Source organism: Nocardia nova NBRC 15556 (genome assembly GCF_001613005.1).
GTDB classification, from domain to species: domain Bacteria; phylum Actinomycetota; class Actinomycetes; order Mycobacteriales; family Mycobacteriaceae; genus Nocardia; species Nocardia nova.
Map to the genome: position 1 here is coordinate 31,029 of NZ_BDBN01000052.1, position 23,766 is coordinate 54,794.

At 67.0% G+C, this 23,766-nt stretch carries 27 protein-coding genes; 17 read left to right on the plus strand and 10 right to left on the minus strand.

Annotated features, from left to right (window positions below):
- The first annotated feature begins 85 nt into the window (after positions 1-85).
- Together NN2_RS21010 and NN2_RS21015 are read left to right on the plus strand one after the other, a co-directional pair.
- Positions 86-592: a guanyl-specific ribonuclease gene (locus tag NN2_RS21010; RefSeq protein WP_342749287.1), complete on the plus strand. Its 507-nt coding sequence runs from the start codon at positions 86-88 to the stop codon at positions 590-592.
- On the plus strand, positions 592-1,116 hold the full coding sequence (locus NN2_RS21015) for a barstar family protein (RefSeq protein WP_063015611.1): 525 nt from the start codon (positions 592-594) through the stop codon (positions 1,114-1,116). The genes NN2_RS21010 and NN2_RS21015 overlap by 1 nt, the downstream gene beginning before the upstream one ends.
- Positions 1,117-1,125: 9 nt before the next feature.
- On the opposite strand, the gene NN2_RS21020 is transcribed toward NN2_RS21015, so the two are convergent.
- A complete protein-coding gene (locus tag NN2_RS21020; protein WP_227462803.1) occupies positions 1,126-1,815 on the minus strand; it encodes a TetR/AcrR family transcriptional regulator in 690 nt (229 codons plus the stop codon).
- Between the two features lie 98 nt (positions 1,816-1,913).
- On the opposite strand from NN2_RS21020, the gene NN2_RS21025 reads away from it, so the two are divergent.
- The 3 genes from NN2_RS21025 to yhjD all read left to right on the plus strand — a co-directional run bounded on the left by NN2_RS21025 (position 1,914) and on the right by yhjD (position 5,036).
- Entirely contained in the window at positions 1,914-2,846 is a 933-nt protein-coding gene (locus tag NN2_RS21025; protein ID WP_063015613.1) for an oxygenase MpaB family protein, read from the plus strand.
- 104 nt (positions 2,847-2,950) lie between these two features.
- Positions 2,951-3,973: a tryptophan--tRNA ligase gene (gene trpS / locus NN2_RS21030; RefSeq protein WP_030513557.1), complete on the plus strand. Its 1,023-nt coding sequence runs from the start codon at positions 2,951-2,953 to the stop codon at positions 3,971-3,973.
- Between the two features lie 49 nt (positions 3,974-4,022).
- Positions 4,023-5,036: an inner membrane protein YhjD gene (gene yhjD / locus NN2_RS21035; RefSeq protein WP_063015614.1), complete on the plus strand. Its 1,014-nt coding sequence runs from the start codon at positions 4,023-4,025 to the stop codon at positions 5,034-5,036.
- A 40-nt stretch (positions 5,037-5,076) separates the two neighbouring features.
- Here the strand turns inward: yhjD and NN2_RS21040 are convergent, their stop codons facing one another.
- On the minus strand, positions 5,077-5,487 hold the full coding sequence (locus tag NN2_RS21040; RefSeq protein ID WP_063015615.1) for a YbaB/EbfC family nucleoid-associated protein: 411 nt from the start codon (positions 5,485-5,487) through the stop codon (positions 5,077-5,079).
- Positions 5,488-5,590: 103 nt separating this feature from the next.
- On the opposite strand from NN2_RS21040, the gene NN2_RS21045 reads away from it, so the two are divergent.
- The 4 genes from NN2_RS21045 (at position 5,591) to NN2_RS21060 (ending at position 8,412) form a co-directional block, all read left to right on the plus strand.
- Positions 5,591-6,100: a YbaB/EbfC family nucleoid-associated protein gene (locus NN2_RS21045; RefSeq protein ID WP_063015616.1), complete on the plus strand. Its 510-nt coding sequence runs from the start codon at positions 5,591-5,593 to the stop codon at positions 6,098-6,100.
- A 7-nt stretch (positions 6,101-6,107) separates the two neighbouring features.
- Positions 6,108-6,467 (plus strand): WXG100 family type VII secretion target, encoded by a 360-nt coding sequence (locus NN2_RS21050; protein WP_063015617.1) that lies wholly within the window; start codon positions 6,108-6,110, stop codon positions 6,465-6,467.
- 3 nt (positions 6,468-6,470) lie between these two features.
- Entirely contained in the window at positions 6,471-7,691 is a 1,221-nt protein-coding gene (locus NN2_RS21055; RefSeq protein WP_063015618.1) for a WXG100-like domain-containing protein, read from the plus strand.
- 97 nt (positions 7,692-7,788) lie between these two features.
- Positions 7,789-8,412 (plus strand): antibiotic biosynthesis monooxygenase, encoded by a 624-nt coding sequence (locus NN2_RS21060; protein ID WP_063015619.1) that lies wholly within the window; start codon positions 7,789-7,791, stop codon positions 8,410-8,412.
- 24 nt (positions 8,413-8,436) lie between these two features.
- Here the strand turns inward: NN2_RS21060 and NN2_RS38670 are convergent, their stop codons facing one another.
- Positions 8,437-9,813: a serine/threonine-protein kinase gene (locus NN2_RS38670; RefSeq protein ID WP_245658796.1), complete on the minus strand. Its 1,377-nt coding sequence runs from the start codon at positions 9,811-9,813 to the stop codon at positions 8,437-8,439.
- A gap of 250 nt (positions 9,814-10,063) precedes the next feature.
- Between NN2_RS38670 and NN2_RS21070 the strand changes: the two genes are divergently transcribed.
- Together NN2_RS21070 and NN2_RS21075 are read left to right on the plus strand one after the other, a co-directional pair.
- Positions 10,064-10,942 (plus strand): helix-turn-helix domain-containing protein, encoded by an 879-nt coding sequence (locus tag NN2_RS21070; RefSeq protein ID WP_063015621.1) that lies wholly within the window; start codon positions 10,064-10,066, stop codon positions 10,940-10,942.
- Positions 10,942-11,142, plus strand: a complete 201-nt coding sequence (locus NN2_RS21075; RefSeq protein WP_063015641.1) for a DUF397 domain-containing protein — start codon at positions 10,942-10,944, stop codon at positions 11,140-11,142. The genes NN2_RS21070 and NN2_RS21075 overlap by 1 nt, the downstream gene beginning before the upstream one ends.
- Positions 11,143-11,178: 36 nt before the next feature.
- Here NN2_RS21075 and NN2_RS21080 read toward each other — a convergent pair whose 3' ends face one another.
- Positions 11,179-12,279, minus strand: coding sequence for an NAD(P)-dependent oxidoreductase (locus tag NN2_RS21080; protein WP_169812425.1), 1,101 nt, complete (start codon positions 12,277-12,279; stop codon positions 11,179-11,181).
- Between the two features lie 35 nt (positions 12,280-12,314).
- Positions 12,315-13,628: a serine hydrolase gene (locus tag NN2_RS21085; RefSeq protein ID WP_063015642.1), complete on the minus strand. Its 1,314-nt coding sequence runs from the start codon at positions 13,626-13,628 to the stop codon at positions 12,315-12,317.
- Positions 13,629-13,949: 321 nt separating this feature from the next.
- On the opposite strand from NN2_RS21085, the gene NN2_RS21090 reads away from it, so the two are divergent.
- Both NN2_RS21090 and NN2_RS21095 read left to right on the plus strand, forming a co-directional pair.
- Entirely contained in the window at positions 13,950-15,410 is a 1,461-nt protein-coding gene (locus tag NN2_RS21090) for an MFS transporter (protein ID WP_063015643.1), read from the plus strand.
- Complete coding sequence (locus NN2_RS21095) at positions 15,400-16,053, plus strand: acyl-CoA-like ligand-binding transcription factor (RefSeq protein ID WP_063015623.1); 654 nt, start codon at positions 15,400-15,402, stop codon at positions 16,051-16,053. The genes NN2_RS21090 and NN2_RS21095 overlap by 11 nt, the downstream gene beginning before the upstream one ends.
- A gap of 13 nt (positions 16,054-16,066) precedes the next feature.
- Here the strand turns inward: NN2_RS21095 and NN2_RS21100 are convergent, their stop codons facing one another.
- The 5 genes from NN2_RS21100 to sdhC all read right to left on the minus strand — a co-directional run bounded on the left by NN2_RS21100 (position 16,067) and on the right by sdhC (position 20,491).
- On the minus strand, positions 16,067-16,951 hold the full coding sequence (locus NN2_RS21100; protein WP_063015624.1) for a phenylalanine 4-monooxygenase: 885 nt from the start codon (positions 16,949-16,951) through the stop codon (positions 16,067-16,069).
- Between the two features lie 131 nt (positions 16,952-17,082).
- The gene (locus NN2_RS21105) at positions 17,083-17,859 is read right to left on the minus strand and encodes a succinate dehydrogenase iron-sulfur subunit (protein WP_030513570.1); all 777 of its coding nucleotides are present in this window, start codon (positions 17,857-17,859) and stop codon (positions 17,083-17,085) included.
- Positions 17,859-19,643 carry a succinate dehydrogenase flavoprotein subunit gene (gene sdhA, locus NN2_RS21110; protein WP_030513571.1) on the minus strand — a complete coding sequence of 595 codons (1,785 nt, stop codon included), beginning with the start codon at positions 19,641-19,643 and terminating at the stop codon, positions 17,859-17,861. The genes NN2_RS21105 and sdhA overlap by 1 nt, the downstream gene beginning before the upstream one ends.
- 13 nt (positions 19,644-19,656) lie before the next feature.
- Positions 19,657-20,088 carry a succinate dehydrogenase hydrophobic membrane anchor subunit gene (locus NN2_RS21115; RefSeq protein WP_030513572.1) on the minus strand — a complete coding sequence of 144 codons (432 nt, stop codon included), beginning with the start codon at positions 20,086-20,088 and terminating at the stop codon, positions 19,657-19,659.
- Position 20,089: 1 nt separating this feature from the next.
- A complete protein-coding gene (gene sdhC / locus NN2_RS21120; protein ID WP_051755344.1) occupies positions 20,090-20,491 on the minus strand; it encodes a succinate dehydrogenase, cytochrome b556 subunit in 402 nt (133 codons plus the stop codon).
- A 329-nt stretch (positions 20,492-20,820) separates the two neighbouring features.
- Here sdhC and NN2_RS21125 point away from each other — a divergent pair, with 329 nt between their 5' ends.
- The 4 genes from NN2_RS21125 (at position 20,821) to NN2_RS21140 (ending at position 23,725) form a co-directional block, all read left to right on the plus strand.
- Positions 20,821-21,222 (plus strand): cytidine deaminase, encoded by a 402-nt coding sequence (locus NN2_RS21125; protein WP_030513574.1) that lies wholly within the window; start codon positions 20,821-20,823, stop codon positions 21,220-21,222.
- 44 nt (positions 21,223-21,266) lie between these two features.
- On the plus strand, positions 21,267-22,553 hold the full coding sequence (locus NN2_RS21130; protein WP_063015625.1) for a thymidine phosphorylase: 1,287 nt from the start codon (positions 21,267-21,269) through the stop codon (positions 22,551-22,553).
- A gap of 147 nt (positions 22,554-22,700) precedes the next feature.
- Positions 22,701-23,225 carry a DMT family transporter gene (locus tag NN2_RS21135; protein WP_030513576.1) on the plus strand — a complete coding sequence of 175 codons (525 nt, stop codon included), beginning with the start codon at positions 22,701-22,703 and terminating at the stop codon, positions 23,223-23,225.
- Positions 23,222-23,725, plus strand: a complete 504-nt coding sequence (locus NN2_RS21140; protein ID WP_063015626.1) for a DMT family transporter — start codon at positions 23,222-23,224, stop codon at positions 23,723-23,725. Before NN2_RS21135 ends, NN2_RS21140 begins: the two co-directional genes overlap by 4 nt.
- The last annotated feature ends 41 nt before the right edge of the window (positions 23,726-23,766 follow it).

The following is a 23,766-nucleotide window of genomic DNA, read 5'->3' on the forward strand; positions in this document are numbered from 1 at the left end:
GGAACATCGTCTCCACACCGCGTACCCGTCAGCGTGGACGGGACTCCGCAAGTCCGACAGCACCGATGAACAGGCACCGATGAACATGTCCGACAAGAGAATTCGCATCCTGATGGTTCTGGGTGGGCTGGTGATCGCGGCGATCGTGGCCGGCGTGCTGGGCCTGCGCGGTGGTTCCGCCACGCACGACACCGCGAGTTCGGTGGCGGCAACCGTGCACTCCATTAAGGCCGCGCAGTCCACCACCCAGGCTGCCAAGCCCGCGCCCGGCAACGGCGCCACACCCGCCGCGTCGGCGACCCGGGCGCCGGGCGTGCCCGATCGCGCCTACGCCACCCTCGTCGAGATCGACGCCGGACGCTGGCCCGGTTCGGCGAACGCGCCGGGCACCAAGGGCGGCGATCAGTGGATGAACCGCGCCGGAACCCTGCCGAAGACCGACTCGAGCGGTAAGGCGATCACGTATCAGGAATGGGACGTCAACCCGAAGCAACGCGGCCAGACCCGGGACGCCGAGCGCATCGTGACCGGCAGCGACGGGTCGGCGTACTACACCGGCGACCACTACCAGACCTTCACGAGGATGCGCTGATGGCCGAAACCATGTCGTTGTCGCAGTTCCTGGCCCCGCCGGACGCCGGCTCCGACGCGACTGCGGCGCGCGTGGACGCGCGTTCCCGCCGGACCGCCGGCGGGCCGGTACTCGGCGCGCTCGACGTCGGCGCCGGACCGTTCAGCGGTGTGCGATTTCAGGTCCCCGACGGGTATATCGCCCGTGAGGTCCGCGGCGCGAAAATGCGCACCACCGCGGGAGTATTCGACGAATTCGCCGCCGCCCTGCAATTTCCCTACTATTTCGGCGACAACCGCGACGCCTTCGACGAATGCCTGCGCGACCTGGACGAATTCGTCGGTGAGGCGCCGGGATACGTTGTCGTGATCCGTGATTCGAGCGGGCTGCTGGCCGACCAGCGCGAGGATCTGGAATGGTTCGCCGACGCGATGACCCAGGCGGCCGAATACTGGGCCGCGAAGGGCACGGTCTTCCGGGTGGTGCTACAACAGCGTCCGCCGGTGCTGTCGCCCGTCGAACTCACCATGGCCGACCCGGCGTAAGGAAGCGGCTCAGCGGAGCCGCTGTGCGAGATCCTCGCCGAGGAGGACGAACACGTCGGTGGTCTCGTCGATGAGCTGTTCCCGGGTCATATCGATATCGCCCTGCAACCAGCTGGTTAGCGTCTGCACCAGCCCGCCCACCAGGTAGGTCGCGCGGAAACCGATCGCCGGGTCCGGCGTGGGCGTGCCCAGGCCGTAGAAGTCGATGCCGCGGGCGGCGACCAGGTTCGCGAACGACGCGATGCTCTGCAGCGTGCGTGAGCGCAGCTCCGGCGTGGAGGCACTCACCGCCAGCGCGACCTGGGCCTTGCGCGGGTCGTCGGTCAGCACGTGGATACCGGCGGCGACGGCCGCGTGCGCCATCGTGCGCGTTTCGCGCTGCGTGCGGCGCGCGGACGTATCGGCGGAGTTGTCGCCGTCGCCGGACGCGCCGGCCACCTCCTGCAGCGCCCGCACGATGGCGTTCGCGAGTTCCTCGGCGATACTGTCGAACAGCGCGGTGAGCACGGCCTCGCGGCCGGTGAACTGTTCGTAGTAGTAGCGCTCGTTCAGCCCGGCCTGGGCGCACAGCCCGCCGACCGTCAGCTTGTCCACGCCCTGGGTGCCGATGATCTCGAGAGCCGCGTCGAGCAGCGCGGCACGCCGGCCCGCGCGCCGTTCGGCGGCCGAGATACCGCCATAGGTCCGCTGTGCCGTCACAGTCCGATTGTGGCACGGCCGCATTTCTGGCATGGGCTATTGCCAGAAGTGGGTTTCTGGTGGATGCTATTGCCAGATTCCATGCGAGGAGGGCGACGATGCCTGGTCCGGGATATTTCTCCGACGATTCGATGATCCGCCGGGTGATGCGCAAACGCGCGGTGGGACTGACGTACGGCCTGCGGGCGCTGGTGATCGGCGCGGTCCATCCGTTGCTGTTCGTCGGCACCGCCGAGAACACCGCCCACCGAGCCACCCCCTACACGCGTCTCGCGCTCACCGGTCGCCTGTTCGAGGCGGTATTCCTCGGCGACAAGGACGAGGCCGACCGCGCGCTGGCGTTCACCCGCAAGCGGCATCTCCCCGTCGACGGTGTGCTGCCCGAGGACGCGGGCCCGCATCATCCGGCGGGTTCGCACTATTCCGCGCTGGACCCGCACCTGATGTTCATGACCATGGCGTTCACCGCCGACTCCGCCGAGGTCATGCACGACCTGCTGGTGCGCAAACTGACTCCGGGCGAGCGGGAGGATCTGTACCAGGACTACGTGCGCTGGGGCGAGTTGTTCGGTATGCCGCGTTCGGCCGCGCCCGCCGACTATCCGGCCTTCCGGCGATCTTTCGATGCCTACCTCGCCTCGGACGAGTTGTATCTGACCGACGAGGCGCGGCTCGTGGGCTCGTATCTGGCGGGTAAGCAGGTGCCGCATCCGCTGCCGCGCCCGTTCCAGCAGGCCAGCAGCGGGGCGCATCTGCTGGTCCAGGGCTCGCTGCCGCCGCGGATCCGGCGGATGTACGACATTCGATGGGGCCGGCGTGAAGAGCTCGCGTACCGGGGACTCGCGCAGGCCGTGCGCACCGCCCACGTGCGCCCGCCGTTGGCGCCGCCGGTGCTGCGCGACACCCTGTCCGGCCCGAGCGCCCCGGTCTATCGCCTGATCACGCGGCGGGAGAAAGACCTGGTCGCCAGCGGTAGGTCCAGTATGCCGGGGGTGGATCCGCGCAACTACGCCGAACGGCACGCGGTCTGAGCGACACCGCCCCGCACGCCGCCGAGAGCACCGGCCGTGCGGGGTGGCGCACATCCTCGCTCCCTCGGAAAAAACCGCTTGGGCGTGCATGGGAAGATCGGTTCATGTCCAGTCCTGCCCCCAGCGAACGCAAGCAGCGGGTCCTCTCCGGCGTCCAGCCGACCAGCGACTCCTTCCACCTCGGCAACTACCTTGGTGCGCTGCAGTATTGGGCTCCGCTGCAGGACGACTACGAGGCGCTCTACTTCATTCCGGATATGCACGCCATCACGGTGTCGCAGGACCCCAAGCAGCTGCGCAGCCGCACCGTGCGCAGTGTCGCGCAGCTGCTCGCGATGGGTATCGACCCCAAGCGGTCCACCCTGTTCGTGCAGAGTCAGGTGCCCGAGCACGCCGAGCTCACCTGGGTGCTGAGCTGCATCACCGGCTTCGGCGAGGCCAGCCGGATGACCCAGTTCAAGGACAAGTCGGCCAAACAGGGATCCGACAACGCCACCGTCGGCCTGTTCACCTACCCGATCCTGATGGCCGCCGACATCCTGCTGTACCGCCCGCAGCTGGTACCGGTCGGTGAGGATCAGCGCCAGCACCTGGAATTGACGCGAAATCTGGCGCAGCGCTTCAACACTCGCTTCAAGAAGACCTTCGTGGTGCCCGAGCCGCATATCGTCACCGGCACGGCGAAGATCTACGACCTGCAGGATCCGACCTCGAAGATGAGCAAGTCCGCCGCCAGCGACGCGGGCCTGATCAATCTGCTCGACGATCCGAAGGTCTCGGCGAAGAAGATCCGCTCGGCCGTCACCGACACCGAGCGGGAGATCCGCTACGACCCGGAGACCAAACCGGGCGTCAGCAACCTGCTGGTGATCCTGTCCTCGCTCACCGACACGCCCATCGTGACACTCGAAAAAGGCTTCGAGGGTAAGGGATATGGCGAGCTCAAGGCCGATGTGGCCGACGCCCTGGTGGAATTCGTGACACCGCTGCAGGCGAAAGTGCAAGAGTATCTGGACGATCAGGGCGAACTCGATCGCATTCTCGCCACCGGAGCCGAGCAGGCGCGCGAGATCGCCGGTAAGACCCTCGCGCAGGTGTACGACCGAGTGGGTTTCCTGCACCGCTGATCTGCGCCGCGCGAGGCCGTGTTGCGGTTGAACAGGTTCGGGAGGACAGGTGCTCGACAAGCTCAAAGCGCGGATCCAACGTGAGGTGCGAGCACGGCCGTGGCTGGACCACGCCGTCCGCGCCGGCGGCAGCTACCAGCGCCAGCGCGGCGACTACTTCGCGGCCGGTATCACGTACTTCACCGTGCTCTCGCTGTTTCCGCTGCTGATGGTCGCCTTCGCGGTCGCCGGGTTCGTCCTCGCCCGCGATCCGCACCTGCTCGAAGAGTTGCGCGACAAGATCGTCGAGAACATCCCGGGTTCGTTCGGCGGCCAGGTCAACGATCTGATCGACCAGGCCATCAAGTCCCGGGCCAGTGTGGGCATCATCGGTCTGTTCATCGCCGCCTACAGCGGCCTGGGCTGGATGGCCAACCTGCGCGCCGCCCTGACCGAGCAGTGGGAACAGCCCGCGCAGGAAGGCAATTGGTTCCGGACCAAACTGTCGGACCTGCTGGCACTGGCCGGACTCGGTGTCGCGATGGTGGTGTCGCTGGGCTTGTCGGCGTTGTCGTCCAGCGGCCTGGCGCTGCAGCTGCTGGAGAGTGTCGGGCTCGACAAGGTGCCCGGTGTCTCCTGGCTGTTGCGATTGCTGACGCTGGTCCTGGCGGTGCTCGCGTCCTGGGCGGTGTTCGTCTGGATCATCGCCCGGCTGCCCCGACAGCCGGTAACCTTCACCAGCGCCGTGCGCGCGGCCTTCATCGCCGCGATCGCGTTCGAGATCTGGAAGCAGGTGGCCTCGTTCTACCTGCAGAAGGTGCTCACCAGTCCCGCGGGCGTCGCCTTCGGCTCGATCATCGGCCTCATGGTCTTCGCCTACATCACCGCCCGCATCATCCTGTTCGCCACCGCCTGGGCGGCCACCGCCCGGGAGAACGAGGTGGAGGCCGAGATCCCGGCCCCGGGCCCGGCGGTGATCGAACCGAGGATGCACGCGGGCATGACGGCGAGTACGGGCCTGGCCCTGTTCGGCGTGGGAGCGGCGCTGGGCTCGATGGTCGGTATCGCGCGCCGCAAGCGGTGACGCGTCGCCGGACTCGAAAGCTGTTGTCCGCCCGAGGGTCTCACCGCGCACCGGCTTCATCGGGGCCGAAGTCCGGCTCGGACTCCTCGGGATCGGGGAACCGCTCGGCATAGCGGTCGATGACGTTCGCTCCCGCTTCGTCGTCCCCGACCGTCTCGTGCACGGTGGCCGCGATCCGCTCTCGCATCCGCACCTGGGCGCGCTGCAGCGTGCGCATCAGCTCGGCCGACAGCGCGGCGGGTTCGGTGCCGCGGACGGAATCGGCGAAGCGGATATCGGTCGGAATTCCCTCGCCGTCCACCGTCACCGCGATGCCGCCACGTGAGGTTTCGGTGACGCTCAGACTCGACATCCGATCGTGCAGTTCCCGGTACTGCTCGGCCTTGTGTTCGAGGTCGTCGGCCCAGGCCGTCAGCTGATCGGCGGCGCCGTCCGGGTCGTTCGGATCCACGGGTCCATCCTGACACAACGGACAGGTTTGCCGAGTGCGGGAACCGGCTACCGATCCGATGCGTCGGAATACAGGACGCGACAAGTCCGATTGAGGGGAACCAGTGGATTCATCCGGCTACGATCAGCTGCGCGCGCGAACCGACGCCCTGCAGGTGCAGGTCGATTCGATGCTCGAGAGTTACGAGTATCAACTGCGCGATATCGCCACGGCCCGAGACACTTTGGCCGCCGCGACCGCCGAAGGGTGGTCCTCGGACAATCTGGTCCGCGTCATCAGCAATTCGGCGGGCATCCCCATCCAGGTGTGGGTCGACCCCGCCGCATTCAAACGCACCACCCCGGAGAAGCTCGGCACCGCCATCACCGAGGCGGCACAGGCCGCCGCCCGCGCGGCGAAGTCGGAGGTCGGTGCGGCGATGGCCCCGATCCTCGCCGACGAGAAACGTTTCCACATCACGAATCCGCTCGGCGAGGACGTGGATTTGCAGCGCGTCGTGGACGGCATCCTTCCGCCGCCACCGCAACCGGTGGCCGAGCCGGAACCGGCCCCGGAGCCCCCGCGCGTCGCGGAGGACGACGAGGACAACGGGCCGCACTGGAAGGGTTGGTGACCCGGATATGACCGGCGCCAACGAGTTTCGCATCGAACTCGACGAATTCCGGCGGCACGCGCCGCGTCTGGGTCAACTCGGCAAGCAGCTCGAGGAGGATCTGAAGAATCTCACGGTCGATCTCGGTGAGGTCACCGGCAAGTGGGGAGACGACATCTTCGGTTCCGCGTTCGCGCAGAACTATCTGCCGAAAGCCGAACAGGCGCTGCAGGATATCGCGAAGGCCGCGCTGATGTTCGCCCATCTGGAAGAGTCGTCCGGCGCTGCGGCCGATACGCTCGAGGCCGCCGACGAGGGACTCGCCGGGTTGTTGAACAAGGTCCGCGACACCATCGAGAAGAACGGCATCGACGGGGGGAAAGCGTAAGCGATGGGCATCGAGATACCCGACTATCTGAAGCCGGTTGCCTCCCTCGTCGCCTGCGACTGGCCCAAGGCCGACGAAACCGCCCTGCTGCGGATGGCCGACCACTGGGAACATATGGGCGACACGCTGTCGCAGATCCGTGCGGAAGGCGACGCCGTCACCACCGCGATTCTCGCCCGTATCGACGGCCGGACCCACGAATCCATCCAGCAGTTCTGGCGTACCGCCGGGGACGACCTGGACGGTCTGGTCACCTTCTGCAAAGCGATCGCCATCGCCTGCCGGGTGATGTCCGTGCTGATTCTCGCGGTGAAGCTCTACATCATCGCGATGCTGGTCGAGCTGGCGATCAACTTGGCGATCGCCGCTGCCGCAGCCGTCGAGACGCTGGGCGCGAGCATGGCCGAGGCGGCCGCGGCCGAGGTCGCGACCCGCGTGGTGATCCAGCAGGCGCTGAAGCAGCTACTGAAGCGGATCATCAAGGAAACCGTCATCGAGGGGTTCAAGGGCTTCATGAAGGGGGCCGGGAGGGAGCTGGCCTGGGAGGCGGGGGAGAACGCGCTCGGCCTGCGCGACGGCTTCAACCTCGACGATATCGGGAAAGCCGGTCTGCACAACGGTATTTCGAGCGCGGCGAGCGGTGCGCTCGGCGCGGCACTGCGCAAGGTGGGGGTGGACGAGCACAACAGGACTCCCGACGGCCGCAACCCCCACACCCATGAGCCGGAGAGTCCCGGCGCGCCGAAAACCGATGAGCGCAAGAAGTTCGAGGGCAAGGTCGGCGACTTCGGGGAGAAGGTCGCGGGAGAGGTCGTCGAGGGTCCGCAGGACGACAAGAAGCGTCTGAAGACCGACGCCACACAGCTGGCGAAGCACTGGTTCGGCCACGACTCCGGCAGCGGTACGCCGGCTCCTGCCGCGCAGCTGCCGTCTTCTACCCCGAACCTCTTGTCAGACAGCGCAACCGATCCGTACAGCTGGTATCCCGATGCGAACCCCGGCGGCGGCGGGCTGGACCACGGCCCGTCCGGCGCAACGGTGCCGGGTAGCGGCGACGACCCCTCCGTGCTGTACCCGGACTCGCGCCCGGACGGCGGCGATGCCGAGTCACCGCAGCCGGCTGTGAGTAGCGCCGTAGCGAGCGGCAACTCCGGCTTCAGTCTTGATCTTGACGGTGACACCTTCTACCGGGAGGAGAACGGGGGCCGGCTGCGCCTCGACTGACGCCGAGCGGACTATTGCGAGCGCCCGTGCATCGGAGCAGGCTGAGATGCACCGGTGGCGCCGCCGGGCGCTGCCCCGAGCAGAGAGGGGGTGGGTCGTGTTCGCACGGTCTACCACGATTCAGGCGCAACCCTCCGCGATCGATGCCGGAATTGCGCATATGCGGGACGAGGTCATGCCGATGCTTGCGGAGACCCCCGGCTGTACCGGTTTGTCCCTGCTGGTCGATCGCACGTTCGGTCGCTGCATCTCCACCACAGGATGGGAATCCGAGGCCGCGATGCACGACAGCGAGAGCGCCTTCATGGCGGAGCGTGACCGGGCGGTGACGGTCTTCGGCGGTACCGCCGCCCAGGTCGCGGAATGGGAGATCGCGGTCCTGCACCGGGACCACCGCTCCATGCCCGGGGCATGCGTGCGCGCCACCTGGATCAAGACCGATCCGAGCCGCCTCGACATGTCGACCGACGCCTACCGAAACTACATCCTGCCGGGGATGGAACAACTCGACGGATTCTGCAGCGCGAGCCTGCTGATCAACCGCGCATCCGGCCGTGCCGTGTCCTGCGGCGTCTTCGACAGCGCCGAGGCCATGCAGCGTAACCGCGAACAGTCCGCGGCGCTGCGGGTCGACGCGGCCCGCCAGGTCGGCGTCGAGGCCATCGACGTGCGCGAGTTCGAGCTGGCGCTGGCCCACCTGCGGGTGCCGGAACTGGTGTGAGGGCGGCGTGGAGCGGTGCCGTAGCTACTTCGGCGCCGCCAGCTGCTCCAGCTTCGCGGCGAGCCACCGTCCGTCCACGAACTGCATCGTCAGCAGAACCGAGATCTGACTGCTCCGTTCGGTCGAGGACGTGTTGTTGGTGAGGGCCTGGGTGATGATCGCGGCGACCTCCGCGCGATCGGCATCGGAGGTCTTCACGAAACACTGAGCGTCTGACACGTGGGATCGCGCCTTCGACTGGGTGACGACATCCTGCAAGGTAGGCATGGTCGACTGCATCTGGGTCTTCAGATCACCGGTGGTGGCATCGAGAACTGCCGTCTGATAGGCCGCGAATTTGTCGTAGTCGTAGGTGGAGACGGTGCGGCCGAAGGCGCAGGCGGCGTCGCGGGCGGCGTCGGCTGAACGCTGCGCGTCGTCGGTGGACCTGTTGTGGTACAGGACGAATGCGCCGGCCCCGCCCGCGCCGAGGACCATCAGTACGGCCACGACCGCGGCCACGATCCACCCCCAGCGGCGACCGGAGCCGGACGCCGGTGCCGTGTGCGGCGCGCGTGACGCGCTCGCGGCCGATGCGTAGTGAGCGGCCGCCGCGAGTTCGCCGCAGCTGCCGAACCGCTCCTGCGGATTCTTGGCCGTGGCCCGCGCGATCACTGCATCGAAAGCCGCTGGTAGCCAGGGGTTCTGCTGGCTCGCAGCCGGAAGCGGGAGGTTGAGGTGGGCATGGATGAGCTGAGCGGGTGAGGCGCCGGGATACGGCGGCGCTCCGGTCAGCATGTGATACAGCGTGCAGCCGAGGGCATAGACGTCCACCCGCTGGTCGACCGGCATACCGGGGTCGAGCTGTTCGGGCGCGGCGTATCGGAGGCTGGCGTGCACCTCGCCGGACCGCGTCAACTCGTTCGTATGATCCAGGATCTTCGCTATGCCGAAGTCTGCGAGGAAGACCTGCTTCGAATCACCCTGTGCGAGCAGGATGTTGGCGGGTTTCACATCGCGATGAAGCACCCCGGCGCGGTGGGCGAAGTCCAGGGCCTTCGCCGCTTCGGTGACGATCGCGACCGCGTGTTCCGGATGCATGGGGCCGTTGCGAAGCACCGCCGCGACGTCGGTGCCCTCGATGTACTGCATGGCCATCCACAGCCGATCGCCCTCCTGGCCCCGGGCGTAGACCGTCACGATGTTCGGATGTGACAGGCGCGCAATGGTATCGGCTTCTCGCAGAAACCGATGGCGGGCGTCCTCGTCCCCCGCGAAGGCCGGATTGAGCACCTTCAGGGCCGTGTAGCGCGGCAGATCGCGATCGTGAGCCAGATACACCTCGCCCATACCGCCCGCGCCGAGCAGCCGCTCGATCCGGTATCCGGCAAAGACCTGCCCGTGCACCAGTGTCTGAGCCACCGGCTGTACCTCCCACCCTGAATTCGCCCCGACCATACCGGACGCGTCGACGCATCCGGCAGTGGCCGTCGTGGTCCCGAGCCGTGCGCGGCCCGGTCCGCCGTCCGGGATGCGGGTCGAAAGACGCTGGGCGGTGCAAAGCTTCCTGGGGTTATGCGGAGATCGAATGAAATTCCGCGGTGGACGTGTCGTAGTGGTTCGCGTGATGGTGTGCTGGCGGCGTCGAATCGGAACCTGTTGGGAGGCAGGCATGTCGGAGTACGGGTCCACCTTGCCGCGACGGCAGCTCGGAAGGTATCTGCGCAACGGCCGCGAGGAATGCGGCCTGACCCTGCATCAGGCCGCTGCGCTCATTCAGCGCAGCGCGAGCACCCTGCAACGCATCGAGCACGGCATGGTCGCGCAACTGCGAGAGGTGGATATCGAAGCCCTGTGCAAGATCTACGGCTTCGAAGGAGACGACGTGCTCGCGATGAAAGCTCTTGCGGTCCAGGGCAAAGAGCTGAGCTGGTGGTGCGAATACGGAGACGTGATTCCGGAGAACTTCGACTTCTATGTCGGGTTGGAGGCATCGGCGCGAAGTTTGAAAACTTACGAACCGGAACTCGTTCCCGGTCTTCTCCAAACGCCCGCGTATGCCGGGGCGATGTGCTCGACTGCTCATCCAGAAGACACCGCCGAGGAGCATGCGCGCCGGGTGCAACTGCGGATGCGCAGGCAGACCAGAATTACACGCAAGTATCAGCCGGCCGTACTGGACGTGATTCTGCGGGAATCAGCCTTGAGGTGCGTAGTCGGCGGCCCCAAAGTGATGGCTGCGCAGCTGAAACACCTCGCGGACGTAAGCTGTCGCCCGAATGTCAGCGTGCAGGTACTGCCGGATCGCGCCGGGTTTCCGCTAGGCGAAGCAGTCGGTTCGTTTGTGATCCTTGATTTCGGCAAAGACCGCGGTGGGCAGCTCGCAGAGCCACCGGTTGTCTACGTCGAAGGCTTCATCGGGGATATGTATCTCGAAAAACCTGTAGCGGTGCAGCGGTACCATCAAGCCTACGAAGGTCTCCGGCAAAGCGTGATGGATCCGGTCGCGAGCCGATCCCTGCTCCGGCAGATAGCGAAGGAGTACGTGTGATGGTGGATCTCGCAGGTGCGCGGTGGTTCAAGAGCAGCCGTAGCGGCGGCTCCAAGAACTGTGTCGAAGTAGCGTTCCTGGCCGACAGCCTTGTTGGAGTGCGTGATTCGAAGAATATCGCTGGTCCGGCCTTGATCTTCACCGGCGCGGAGTGGTCGGCGTTCACTGCGTCCGCCGCCCGGGGCGACCTCGACATCTGATTGCGCCGACGGCCGCGAGGGGGTCTGGCGCTGCCGTCAGCCCGGTCGTGCGGTGAACTCCGCTTCGCTCCGGTAGAACCGCGAAATCTCGGTAAGCAGCTGCGCGGAACTGGCTTTCATCGCCTGCACCGTCATTCCGCCTACATGGGGGCTGAGCGTGGTGTGCGGATTCGACGCCAGTGGTGAGGTGAATCGTGTTCCCTCCGTGGCGAATACGTCGATGGCGACGTGGCCGAGCCCACATTCCGGGTCGCGCAGCGCCGCATCGAGAGCGTCTTCGGGAACAACCTGTGCGCGTGCGGTATTGACCAGAATCGAGCTGGGTTTCATCCATCGCAGTTCCCGCGCGCCGATGAGCCCGGCGGTCGCCGCGGTGGACGGTACGTGGACGGAGACGATGTCGCAGCCGGTCATCAGCTCGCGCAGCGTGCCTGTCCATCGCGCGGGCCAGTGCTCCGCATCCCGCGCGGTGAAACGCGGCGAGCCGAGGACCCAGACCTCGGCTCCGAACGGTGCGAGTCGTGCCGCGACCTCCCGCGCGATCGCTCCGCTTCCGATGAGGCCGACGCGTGAATCCGCCAGGCTCCGAACCGGAATGCCGTCGATCGCCGCCCTCCAGTCACCGGCGCGCAATGCCGCGTCGCGCCTTGCGACGCCGCGCAGAGCGTCGAGCATGAGACCGATCGTCAGCTCCGCTACCGCGCCGGCGTTGGCCCCCGGTGTGGACAGAACCGTGACACCGCGTTCGGCGGCAGCATCCAGGTCGAAGCTGTCCACGCCCGAGGCGGCCTTGGCGACCATACGAAGCGGTTGCGCGTGGGTGCTCGCGGTCAGTCGCTCGAATGCGCAGCGGGTCAGCGGAATTCCGGCGCGACATTTCAGCGCGTCGTAGCCGCCGTGGTTTTCGAATGCCGCCACGATGTCGTCGGCACGGAAACCGTCGATGTCGATCGAGTGCCAGCGGCGCGAGATTTCCGAACGAAGGTTCTGATCCGTCACCCGCCGCAGATTGACCGTCGGGGTGAGCCCGAGTTCCGCCAGGCCCGCGAGTTCCGGGATCGCCGACTCACCGGGCGCCGGATCGATGACGAGTACGCGAGGTTGCGCGGGACAGGGCCTCGACTCGGAGGGTGTCACCGCGCCACTCTCGAAAGCTGTCTCGGCCTGCGAAGCTACCGCCGCGACCGGCCCAGGCGTGACCACCCGAACAAGCCCAGCACGATCGCCAATCCCAAGGCGCCGATGATCCCGATCGTGCGCAGGTTCGAGTTGCTGTGGGGTGTCGAGGGGGCGGCGGCGGTCGGGGTGTCGTGGGCGGGCGGGGACGCCAGGGCGACGTTGGTGTTCGAGTCCTCGCCGGTGTTGCGGTCGGGCAGGGAGCCGATGTTCGCGCCGGCGGGGAGGGCGAAGGCGTAGTCGAGGAGGCGGGCGGCTTGCTCCGGCGGGCGGATGGGGAGGACGTCGGCCTTGAGCAGGGTGACGACCAGGCGGTGGCCGTTGCGTTCGGCGGCGGTCACGAAGGTTTGCCGGGCGTCGTCGGTGTAGCCGGTCTTGCCGCCCAGGTCACCGTCGTAGTCGTACAGCAGGCGGTTGTCGTTGGCGATGGGGAAGCCGGGGTGGTCCTTGTCGTCGGGGATCTTGGGGTCGGCGGGGTAGCCGGGGAAGTCGTACTGCTCGGTGTGGATGATCGAGGCGAAGGTGGGGTTCTGCATGTCGTGGCGGAAGATCGTCGCCAGGTCGTAGGCCGAAGTGCTCATTCCGGGGCCGTCCAGGCCGGAGGGGGTGGCGGCCCGAGTGTCCATGGCCTGCAACTGTTTTGCCATCGCGTTCATCTTCGCGACGGTGGCTTCGTCGCCGCCGAGCTGGGTGGCGATGGCATGGGCGGCGTCGTTGCCGGAGCACATCAGCAGCGCGTGGAACAGCTGGTCGTTGGTGTAGCGGCCGCCGGGGCCGATGCCGACGCGGGTGCCGTCGGCGTTCGCGTCGTCCTGCGTGCCGATCACGACCTGGTTGGGGTCCAGCGCGGGGAGTGCGACCGCGGCCAGCAGCGTCTTGATCGTGGAGGCCGGTCGGTAGCGGCCGTGGGGATCCTTCGCGGCCAGCACCTTGCCGGTGTCGAGGTCGGCGACCAGCCAGGCGGTCGCCGAGATGTCGGCGGGCACCGGTGGTGCGCCCGCCGGAACCACCACGCCGCAGCGTCCGAGTTTGTCGCCGCCGATCGGATTCGACGGCACCGGTAGCGGCGACGGCGTCGTACTGCCGGGCGCCGGCACCTCCGAGGTATCGATCGGCGCGGGCGGGGCCGTCTTGTTCGGGCAGGAATCCGTATTCGGGGTGGTGAACGGCGTGGACGGCGGCGCGGGGGCCGCGTCGGCCACGCCGAGCCCGGTAACCGTGGTGGCGCCCAGCAGCCCGGCAGTCAGTACGGCGGCCGCCAGCGAGCGGGTTCGGCGGAAGCGGACGGTGCGGGACATGCGGGTGTTCATCGACATGCAGCTTATGCGGCGTTGCGCGATGGTGCCGCGAACACCCGCGCCCGCAAAGTATTGACAGAGACCATGAAATGAAAGCTACTATCAAAATATAGACACAACCAACTGAATGGACATGTCATGAACTTGCGGAGATCATCGGAATCGCCCGCATCGACCGGGACCGCGGCGCGGGAGGAAGAGGCCGGACGCTCGGTAGCGACCGACCGCCCGTCGGCAGCGGACCGCGAACCGCGCCCGGCCGATGCGCCGGGAGTCGATGTGCCGGGCGCCGGCCGGGCGCGCTGGCTCGCCCTCGGTGCGCTCGGGCTCGCGATGCTCACCATCGGCCTCGACACCACCGTGCTGGTCGTCGCGCTACCCACCATGGCTCTCGACCTGCATGCGAATACCGCTGCGCTGCAATGGTTCACCACCGCCTACACCCTCGCGCTGGCCGCCGTGATGCTGCCGGCGGGTGCGCTCGGCGACCGCTACGGCCGCAAGAAGTTCCTGCTGGCGGCGCTGGTCGTCTTCGGTGGAGCCTCGCTGTGGTGTGCGCTGGCGACCTCGGCGGGGATGTTGATCGCCGCCCGCGCGGTGCTGGGTATCGCGGCGGCCGCGATGATGCCGCTGTCGATGTCGGTGCTGCCCGGCCTGTTCCCGGATCGCACCGAACGACAGCGCGCATTGACGATCTGGGTCAGCTCCACCGCATTGGGGCTGCCGCTCGGCCCGATCGTGGGTGGCTGGCTGCTGAACCATTTCTGGTGGGGTTCGGTCTTCTTGATCAACGTTCCCCTGGTCGTGGTCGGGTTGATCGCGGTGGCGCTGCTGGTTCCGGAGACCCGCAGCGATTCGGCCTTCCGCATCGATCTGCCCGGTGTGCTGCTCTCGGCCGCGGGCATGCTGGGGTTCACCTACGGATTCATCCGCTTCGGCGAACAGGGGTGGGGCGACGGCGCGGCCTGGGCGGCGGTGGTCGCCGGTGCGGCGCTGCTGGCCGGCTTCGTATGGTGGCAGCGGCGGATCACGCACCCACTGGTCGACATCGCACTGTTCGCCAACCGCGGATTCCGTTGGGGCACCGCGTATTCCGTTTTCGTGAACTTCGCGATGTTCGGCATGTTCTTCACCGTGCCGCAGTACTTCCAGGCGGTGCTCGGCGTCGACTCGCTCGGTAGCGGGCTGCGGTTGCTGCCGCTGATCGGCGGGCTGGTGGTCGGCACGCGCGTGGTCGACAAGCTGCTGCCGAAACTCGGGGCGCGAATCGTGCTCAGCGGTGGCTTCCTCATCCTCGGCGCCGGGCTCGCCATGGGCGCCATGACCCGGGTGAGCAGCGGATACGGCTACACCGCGGCCTGGACCACGATCCTGGGCTTCGCGATGGGCCTGGTCATGCCGGCCGCGATGGGAATGGCGATGGGGCAGCTGGGAGCCGAGCGCGCCGGTTCCGGCTCGGCGCTGCTGCAGGCGCTGCGCCAGGCCGGTGGCACCATCGGCGTGGCGGTGCTGGGTACCGTCCTGGCCACGCAGTATCGCTCCGACCTGGGCTCCTACAACCACGAGCCGGTGTCGGACGGTGTGAACGCGGGTGTCGCGGTGGCTCGGACCACCGGCAACGCCGACATGCTCGCCCATGTGCAATCGGCCTTCGTCTCCGGGATGGGCGCGATGCTGTGGCTGTGCGCTGGAGTGTGCGTGGTGGCGGCGCTGCTCGCCGCGATCCGGACCCGAAGCGGGGAGCCGGACCCGCACTCCGCGGCCGATGCGGGAGAATCGGTGCATGTCGGCTGAGTCGAAAGCACCCGCTCGGGCCCACTCCGGGGCGACCACGTCGCCCCGGGTGGGTCTGCGCGAACGCAAGAAGCAGCGCACCCGCCGCACCATTCGCGCGGAAGCGATGAAACTGTTTCAGGCACAGGGATATTCGGCGACCACGATCGAGCAGATCGCCGAGGCCGCCGATATCTCGCCGAGCACCTTCTTCCGCTATTTCCCGTCCAAAGAGCAGGTGGTGCTGGCCGACGACGTCGATCCGATCATGATCCACGCGCTCGAATCCCAGCCGCCGGAGCTGACGCCGCTGGCCGCGTTCCGCCAGGCGATGCGCGACACCTTCGACAATCTGGACCCGCAGGATTGGCAGTTCGAGCAGGACCGGATGAAGCTGATCTACAACGAGCCCGAGCTGCGCAGCGTGATCATGCAGGAGACCGAACGCAACGTGGATCTGGTCTCCGCGCTGCTCGCCCGCCGAGTCGGCCGCGAACCGAGCGACTTCGAGGTCCGTGCCTTCTCCGGGGCCATGATCGGGGCGATGATGACCGCGTTCGGCCGGGAGGGGCTCGATCTGGACAAGATCGACCGGATCGTCGAATTCATGGAGGCGGGCATGCCGCTGGGGCCGGCGGTCCCCGGGCCGGAATCGGGCGACTGACGCCACCCTCCGATCAGGACGCGGTCAGCTCGGCGGCCGCGCTGTCGTCGGTCATGCCGGCGAAGAAGCCGCCGATCACGTCCTCGATCTCGGAAATCGACTCCGCGCAATACAGAATCGGCTGATAGTGCGTGATGTCGTAGGTCGCGGTGCCCATGTCGTGAATGTTCAGCGGCCGCAGCCGGGCGTGCCGGAACTCCTCGATCTCACCGAACGAGGACAGCAAACCCGCACCGTAGCAACGCACTTCGCCCTTTTCGCGCACTACACCGAATTCCATGGAGAACCAGAATACGTCGGCCAGGAATTTCAACGCCGCCTCGGTCTCCAGCCGGGACACCGCGGCGCCGACTTCGGCATAGATCGCGGCGAACCGTGGTGACGCCAATTGATTTGCGTGCCCGATGATTTCGTGAATCGAATCGGGCTCCGGCGTGTACAGCGGAGCGGAATGGTGGCGAATGTACTGGGTGGAGTGGAAAATTCGATCGGCGAACGAGCCGAAGAATTCGCGCAGCGGCACCAGGCCCGCCGCCGGCACGTAGCGAAAACCGGTGAGCGGCACCAGTTTCGCGGTCACCTCGTCCAGTTGCGGAATATGATCGGCAGGCAGGTCCAGTCGCCGGGCGCCGTCGAGCACCTCCGCCGACGCGTACGTCCGATGTTTGCGCGTCAACTCCGCCGACACGATGCGCCAGACCCGCTGCTCCTCCTCGGTGTAGTCGATGCGCGGCAGCGTCTCGCCCTCCCGATACGCCAGCGCCAGCGCGGCGATCGCGTTGCGCCGCGCCCGATACTCCGGATCGTGCACCCCCGGATGCTCGGCACTCAAATGCACCGTGACATCGCCGTCGTTACCCGTGGTAACCGGCGAATACAGCTGACCTTCGGTGAACATGCCTCCAGGCAAGCACCCGCACCCCGATCCGACAACAAACCCCCAGCAAACTGAGCAAATTGCCTAGTAAACGAAAGACCGCCCGCATCGCGTGATGCGGGCGGCCTGTCGAGTTCGAACTGCTACCTACCTCAGGGCCGGGCGAACAGGAGGGCTCGCTTGACCTCCTGGATGGCCTTGGTGACCTCGATGCCGCGGGGGCAGGCGTCGGTGCAGTTGAAGGTAGTGCGGCAGCGCCAGACGCCTTCGACGTCGTTGAGGATGTCGAGACGCTCGCGGGCGCCCTCGTCGCGGCTGTCGAAGATGAAGCGGTGAGCGTTCACGATCGCAGCCGGGCCGAAGTAGCTGCCGTCGCTCCAGTACACGGGGCAGGAGGTGGTGCAGCAGGCGCAGAGGATGCACTTGGTGGTGTCATCGAAGCGCGCGCGGTCGGTCTGGGACTGGATGCGCTCGCGGGTGGGCTCGTTGCCGTGCGTGATCAGGTACGGCTTCACCGCGCGGAACGCGTCGAAGAACGGCTCCATGTTCACCACGAGGTCCTTCTCCACGGGCAGGCCGCGGATCGGCTCGACGGTGACGGTGAGCTCCTTGCCGTTCTTGGGCAGCATGTCGCTCATCAGCACCTTGCACGCCAGCCGATTCACACCGTTGATGCGCATGGCGTCGGAACCGCAGACACCGTGTGCGCAGGAGCGCCGGAAGGTGAGCGTGCCGTCCAGGTAGGACTTGATGTAGATGAGCACGTTCAGGAAGCGGTCGGTCGGCAGGACCGGCACCTGGAACGAATCCCAGTGCGCGCCCTTGTCGTCCTCCGGGTTGAACCGGGCGACCTTCACCGTCACCATGGTCGACCCGTCGGGCACGGGGGCCGGCTTCTGCCCGGCCGGGGCTTCGGCTACAGCAGTCATCAGTACTTACGCTCCATCGGCTCGTAACGGGTCTGCACGACCGGCTTGAAGTCGAGCTGGATGTCGGCGATCAGCTCCGCCGGCTTACCGGGCTCGACCTGCTTGTACGCCATGGTGTGGCGCATGAAGTTGACGTCGTCGCGGTCGGGGTAGTCCTCGCGGGCGTGGCCGCCGCGCGATTCCTTGCGGTTGAGCGCGCCCACGACGGTGACCTCGGCCAGCTCCAGCAGGAAGCCGAGCTCGACGGCCTCGAGCAGGTCGCTGTTGTAGCGCTTGCCCTTGTCCTGCACGGTGATGTGCTGGTAGCGCTCCTTGAGCGCGTGGATGTCGGTCAGCGCCTGCTTGAGGGTCTCCTCGGTGCGGAACACCGCGGCGTTGGCGTCCATGGTGACCTGCAGCTCGGTGCGGATGTCGGCGACCCGCTCGTTGCCGTGGTCGCTCAGCAGCAGCGTCAGCCAGTCCTGCACCATCTGCGCCGGGTTCTCCGGCAGCTCGACGAATTCGGTGCGGGCGGCGTACTCCGCGGCGGCGATACCCGAGCGGCGGCCGAACACGTTGATGTCCAGCAGCGAGTTGGTGCCCAGGCGGTTCGAGCCGTGCACCGACACGCAAGCGCACTCACCGGCGGCGTACAGGCCGGGGACCACGTCGGTGTTGTTGCGCAGCACCTCGCCGCGGATGCGGGTCGGGATACCACCCATCACGTAGTGACAGGTCGGCATGACCGGCACCGGCTCCTTCACCGGGTCCACACCCAGGTAGGTGCGGGAGAACTCGGTGATGTCGGGCAGCTTCTCCTCGAGCACGTCCTCGCCGAGGTGGGTCACGTCGATGAAGACGTAGTCCTTGTTCGGGCCGCCACCGCGACCCTCGAGGACCTCCTTGACCATCGACCGGGCCACGATGTCGCGCGGCGCGAGGTCCTTGATGGTGGGGGCGTAGCGCTCCATGAAGCGCTCACCGGAGGCGTTGCGCAGGATGCCGCCCTCACCGCGGACGGCCTCGGAGATCAGGATGCCCAGACCGGCCAGGCCCGTCGGATGGAACTGGTGGAACTCCATGTCCTCCAGCGGCAGCCCCTTACGGAACACGATCGCCATACCGTCACCGGTCAGCGTGTGCGCGTTGGAGGTGGTCTTGTACATCCGGCCGGAACCGCCGGTGGCGAAGATGATCGCCTTGGCGTGGAAGACGTGGATCTCGCCGGTGGCCAGCTCGTAGGCGACCACGCCGGTGGCGACCGAACCGCGGTCGGTCTCGCTCATCACCAGGTCGAGGACGTAGAACTCGTTGTAGAACTCCACGTCGTGCTTGACGCAGTTCTGGTAGAGCGTCTGCAGGATCATGTGGCCGGTGCGGTCGGCGGCGTAGCAGGCGCGGCGGACGGGCGCCTTGCCGTGGTCGCGGGTGTGACCGCCGAAGCGACGCTGGTCGATCTTGCCCTCGGGCGTCCGGTTGAACGGCAGGCCCATCTTCTCCAGGTCCAGCACCGCGTCGATGGCCTCCTTGGCCATGATCTCCGCGGCGTCCTGGTCGACCAGGTAGTCACCACCCTTGACGGTGTCGAAGGTGTGCCATTCCCAGTTGTCTTCTTCGACGTTGGCCAGCGCGGCGCACATACCGCCCTGTGCCGCGCCGGTGTGGCTGCGGGTCGGGTACAGCTTGGTCAGCACGGCGGTGCGAGCCCGGGGGCCGGCCTCGATCGCCGCGCGCATCCCCGCGCCACCGGCACCGACGATGACCACGTCGTAGCGGTGTTCCTGAACCGGACGGGATTCACTCATCGCGGAGGCGTTCCTAACTGATGTTGGGGTCGAAGGTGAAGATGACGTAGGTGCCCACGCCCATGATCAGGATCATGGCGACGGCCAGCAGGGTCTTCAGCCAGAAGCGGGTGGAGTCCTTACGGGAGTAGTCGTCGATGACCGTGCGCAGGCCGTTGCCACCGTGCAGCTGCGCCAGCCACAGCATGGCCAGATCCCAGCACTGCCAGAACGGGCTGGCCCAGCGGCCGGCCACGAAGCCGAAGTTCAGTCGCTTCACGCCGCCGTCGAGCATCAGCATGATCGTCATGTGGCCCAGCACCAGCACGATCAGCAGCAGGCCGGAGAAGCGCATGAACAGCCACGCGTACTTCTCGAAGTTGTTGCCGGAGGAACGGCGCGGGGTGCGGGGCGAGTCGAGGCTGGCGGGACGGTCGTAGGACTTGCCGAGAACAGGTGCGGTCATATCAGTGCTCCGTCAGCAGGTAGAAGAACTGGCGGCCGACGCCGGCGGCGGAGACCAGAACCCAGATGGTGAGCACGATCCACAGCATCAGGCGCTGGTACTTGGGGCCCTTGGACCAGAAGTCGACGAGGATCACGCGGACGCCGTTGAGCGCGTGGAACAGCACGCAGACGACCAGGCCCATCTCCATGAGGGCCACGACCGGGTTCTTGTAGGTCTCGATGGCCCGGTTGTAGGTGTCCGGGCTGACCCGCACCAGAGCGGTGTCGAGTACGTGGACGAACAGGAAGAAGAAGATCGTGACACCGGTGATCCGGTGCATCGCCCAGGACCACATACCCGGGTCGCCGCGGTACAGGGTCTTCCGCTTCGGCTGAGCCGGAGCTTCCAGTGTGGTCGTCATAGAGTGCGGTGCCTCCAACGTCGTTGATGGACACGCCGGCGAGCCGGCAGTCGGATCCGGTCGCAGCTTCGGCATACGCCGAGCATGTGAATCTGGAGAAACACCAGCTCAACTCGGGCGCTGACATCCGGAGGCGGTGGCCGGCGGTGCGTTGCCAAACCTGGACCGATCTGTGGAGAACTCTAATCCCCGGCGATTCGCGGAACTAATTCGGCGTGCCGTGCGTTGAGCCTCCAAGCGGCGAGTTAGGTTTGCCTTGCCTGAATGTTCGACGGCGTCGCGGTGCCATTTCTACGCTGTCATATCAGCCATTCGAGCGGAGGTCCGATATGCCGGAAATTGATTGGGATTCCCTGCGTCACAACGCATTTCGAGTAATGCGTAATGCGTATGCACCGTACTCCGGCTTTCCGGTCGGCGCCGCCGCTCTCACCGCCGGCGGTTCCATTGTGAGCGGCTGCAATGTGGAAAATGTCTCATACGGGCTCGGCGTCTGCGCCGAAACTGTACTCGTCGGTAACTTTTGTTCGTCCGGCGGCGGCCGTTTGCTGGCGGTCGCTGTCTGTGATTCGCACGGGGAAATCCTGATGCCCTGCGGGAGGTGCCGGCAGGTGCTCTACGAGCACGGCGGGCCGGAACTGCTCGTCGACCATCGCGACGGCCCGGTACCCCTGGCGAGGTTGCTGCCGGACGCCTTCGGGCCGGACGATCTGGCCGCCGGCCGGAAATGATGTGAATTTCCGCACCCCGAACGGGATCTGGAAGGCTTTTCGCCATGACCCATACGGCGGTGTCGGTGATCGCGGCCAAGCGCGACGGTGCGGAACTCGACGACGAACAGATCGATTGGGTGGTCGACGCGTTCACTCGCGGCGAGGTCGCCGACGAACAGATGTCGGCCCTGGCGATGGCGATCGTGCTGCGCGGCATGACCCGCCGCGAACTCGCCCGGTGGACCGCCGCGATGATCGCCTCCGGGCAGCGGATGGACTTCACGAACCTGCCCCGGCCGACCGTCGACAAACACTCGACGGGAGGAGTCGGCGACAAGATCACCCTGCCGCTGGCGCCACTGGTGGCCGCCTGTGGCGCGGCGGTGCCGCAGTTGTCGGGCCGCGGCCTGGGTCACACGGGCGGAACCCTGGACAAGTTGGAATCGATTCCGGGCTGGCGAGCCGATCTGGATACCGCGCGGATGCGGTCGATCCTCGCCGACCCGGAGATCGGCGCGGTGATCTGCGCGGCCGGGGCGGATCTGGCACCGGCCGACAAGCGTCTGTACGCGCTGCGCGATGTGACCGGCACCGTGGAATCGGTTCCGCTCATCGCCAGTTCGATCATGAGCAAGAAGATCGCCGAGGGAACCGGCGCACTCGTCCTGGATGTGAAGGTCGGCAGCGGCGCGTTCATGAAGAATTTCCGCGACGCCACCGAATTGGCCACGGCCATGGTCGAATTGGGGACCGACGCGGGGGTGCGGACGGTCGCGTTGCTCACCGCGATGGACACCCCGCTCGGGCGTACCGCGGGCAATGCGCTCGAGGTCGCCGAAGCGGTGGAGGTTCTGGCCGGCGGCGGCCCGGCGGATGTCGTCGAGCTGACGGTGGCGCTGGCGCGAGAGATGGTGGCGCAGGCCGGTATTCGCGATGTCGACCCCGCCGCCGCGCTGGCCGACGGCCGCGCGATGGATCACTGGCGGGCGATGATCACGGCGCAGGGTGGCGATCCCGACGCGCCCCTGCCGCGGGCGCGGCACACCGAAACCCTGGTGGCGCAGGAATCGGGCGTCCTCACCCGGCTGGATGCGATGGCCGTGGGGCTCGCCGCCTGGCGGCTCGGCGCCGGACGCGCTCGTCAGGGCGATCCCGTGCAGTTCGGCGCGGGCATCGAGATGCACTGCAAGCCGGGCGATCCGGTGACGGCCGGGAAGCCGCTGTTCACCCTGCACACCGACTCCGAAGCGGCCGTACCCACGGCGATCGCGACACTGCGGGCGGGATTCGACATCGGAGCGGTTCCGCCGACCGCGCATCCGCTGATCCTGGGGCGGATCGGCCTCTGAGCACAGTTGGTGACCTGTCTATTGTGCCAATAACCAACGGCACGTCATTCAGGTTGCTATTCTGTGCTCGCGCGACCGCAGAATCCGGCTGGTGAGCACCGCCTGCGTGCGGCGGCATTCGTTGTCACCTAGCGAAGGACGTGTCTCGTGGGTGCTGTCGCTCTCGGACTGATCTTCTTGTTCATCCTGGCCGCCGGCGGATTACGGTCCGTCGAGGTCGGATGCCAGAACACACAGAAATTCCATCTGAAGAACATGTGGCTGTGCGCGGTGGTGTCCTACGCCGTCGCGCTGGCCGGATTCTCGGTCTTCCTCGTGATCTCGACCGTGGTTTCGCATTCGCCGTGGCCGACGTGGGCCGATGTGGAACGGATGCCCTGGTGGGCGCCGTTCGGCGGGCTGATCGGCGGTGTCGCGGTGATCGGCATGATCACCGTGGCCAAATATGTCGGTGTCGCCACCTTCAACGCCGTCGTCATCGTGGCCGAAATGCTGGTCGCGCTGGTGATGGACGACCTGGGCGCGATGGGTTTCGCCGAGCGGCACGCGACGCCGCCGCGGCTGCTCGCCGCGGCGCTGATCACCGTGGCGGTGTATCTCATGGCGAGCGATTCCCGGGAGGCGGCGCCCCGGCCACCCGAGTTCGTGCCGGCCGGGGAGGCGGCGCGATGACCGCCCGCACCACTGTCCGGCAGGCGGCGCTCGGCCGCGGGGCGATGATTCTCGTCTTCGTCCTGATGCTCGTCGGCGGCGCCCTGCGCTCGGTCGAGGCCGGATGCCAGAACTCGCTCAAACTCGCCCTGCACAACGTCTTTCTGTGCGGCGTGATCTCGTACGCGGTGGCGCTCGCCGGTGTCGGCGCGATATTCGCTGTGACACTGGCGATTTCGCCGCATCAGCCGTGGCCGTCCCGATCGGATCTGAAGACGATGCCCCGATGGGCTCCCTTCGGCGGGCTCACCGGCGGCGCCGCCATCTTCGCGATGATCACGGTGGCCTCCAGCGTCGGAGTGAGCACCTTCAACGCCCTGATCATCGCCGGTCAGATGCTGCTCGCGGCGGCCATGGACCATTTCGGTGTGATGGGTTTCCCACGCCGGCCGGTCAGCGCGCAGCGGCTGGCGGGCTGTGCGCTGATCGTCGTGGGCGCCTATCTGATGGCCAGGTACTGAGCCGAGTCCGGCTACATGGGGGCGACCGCCGGGCAACGACA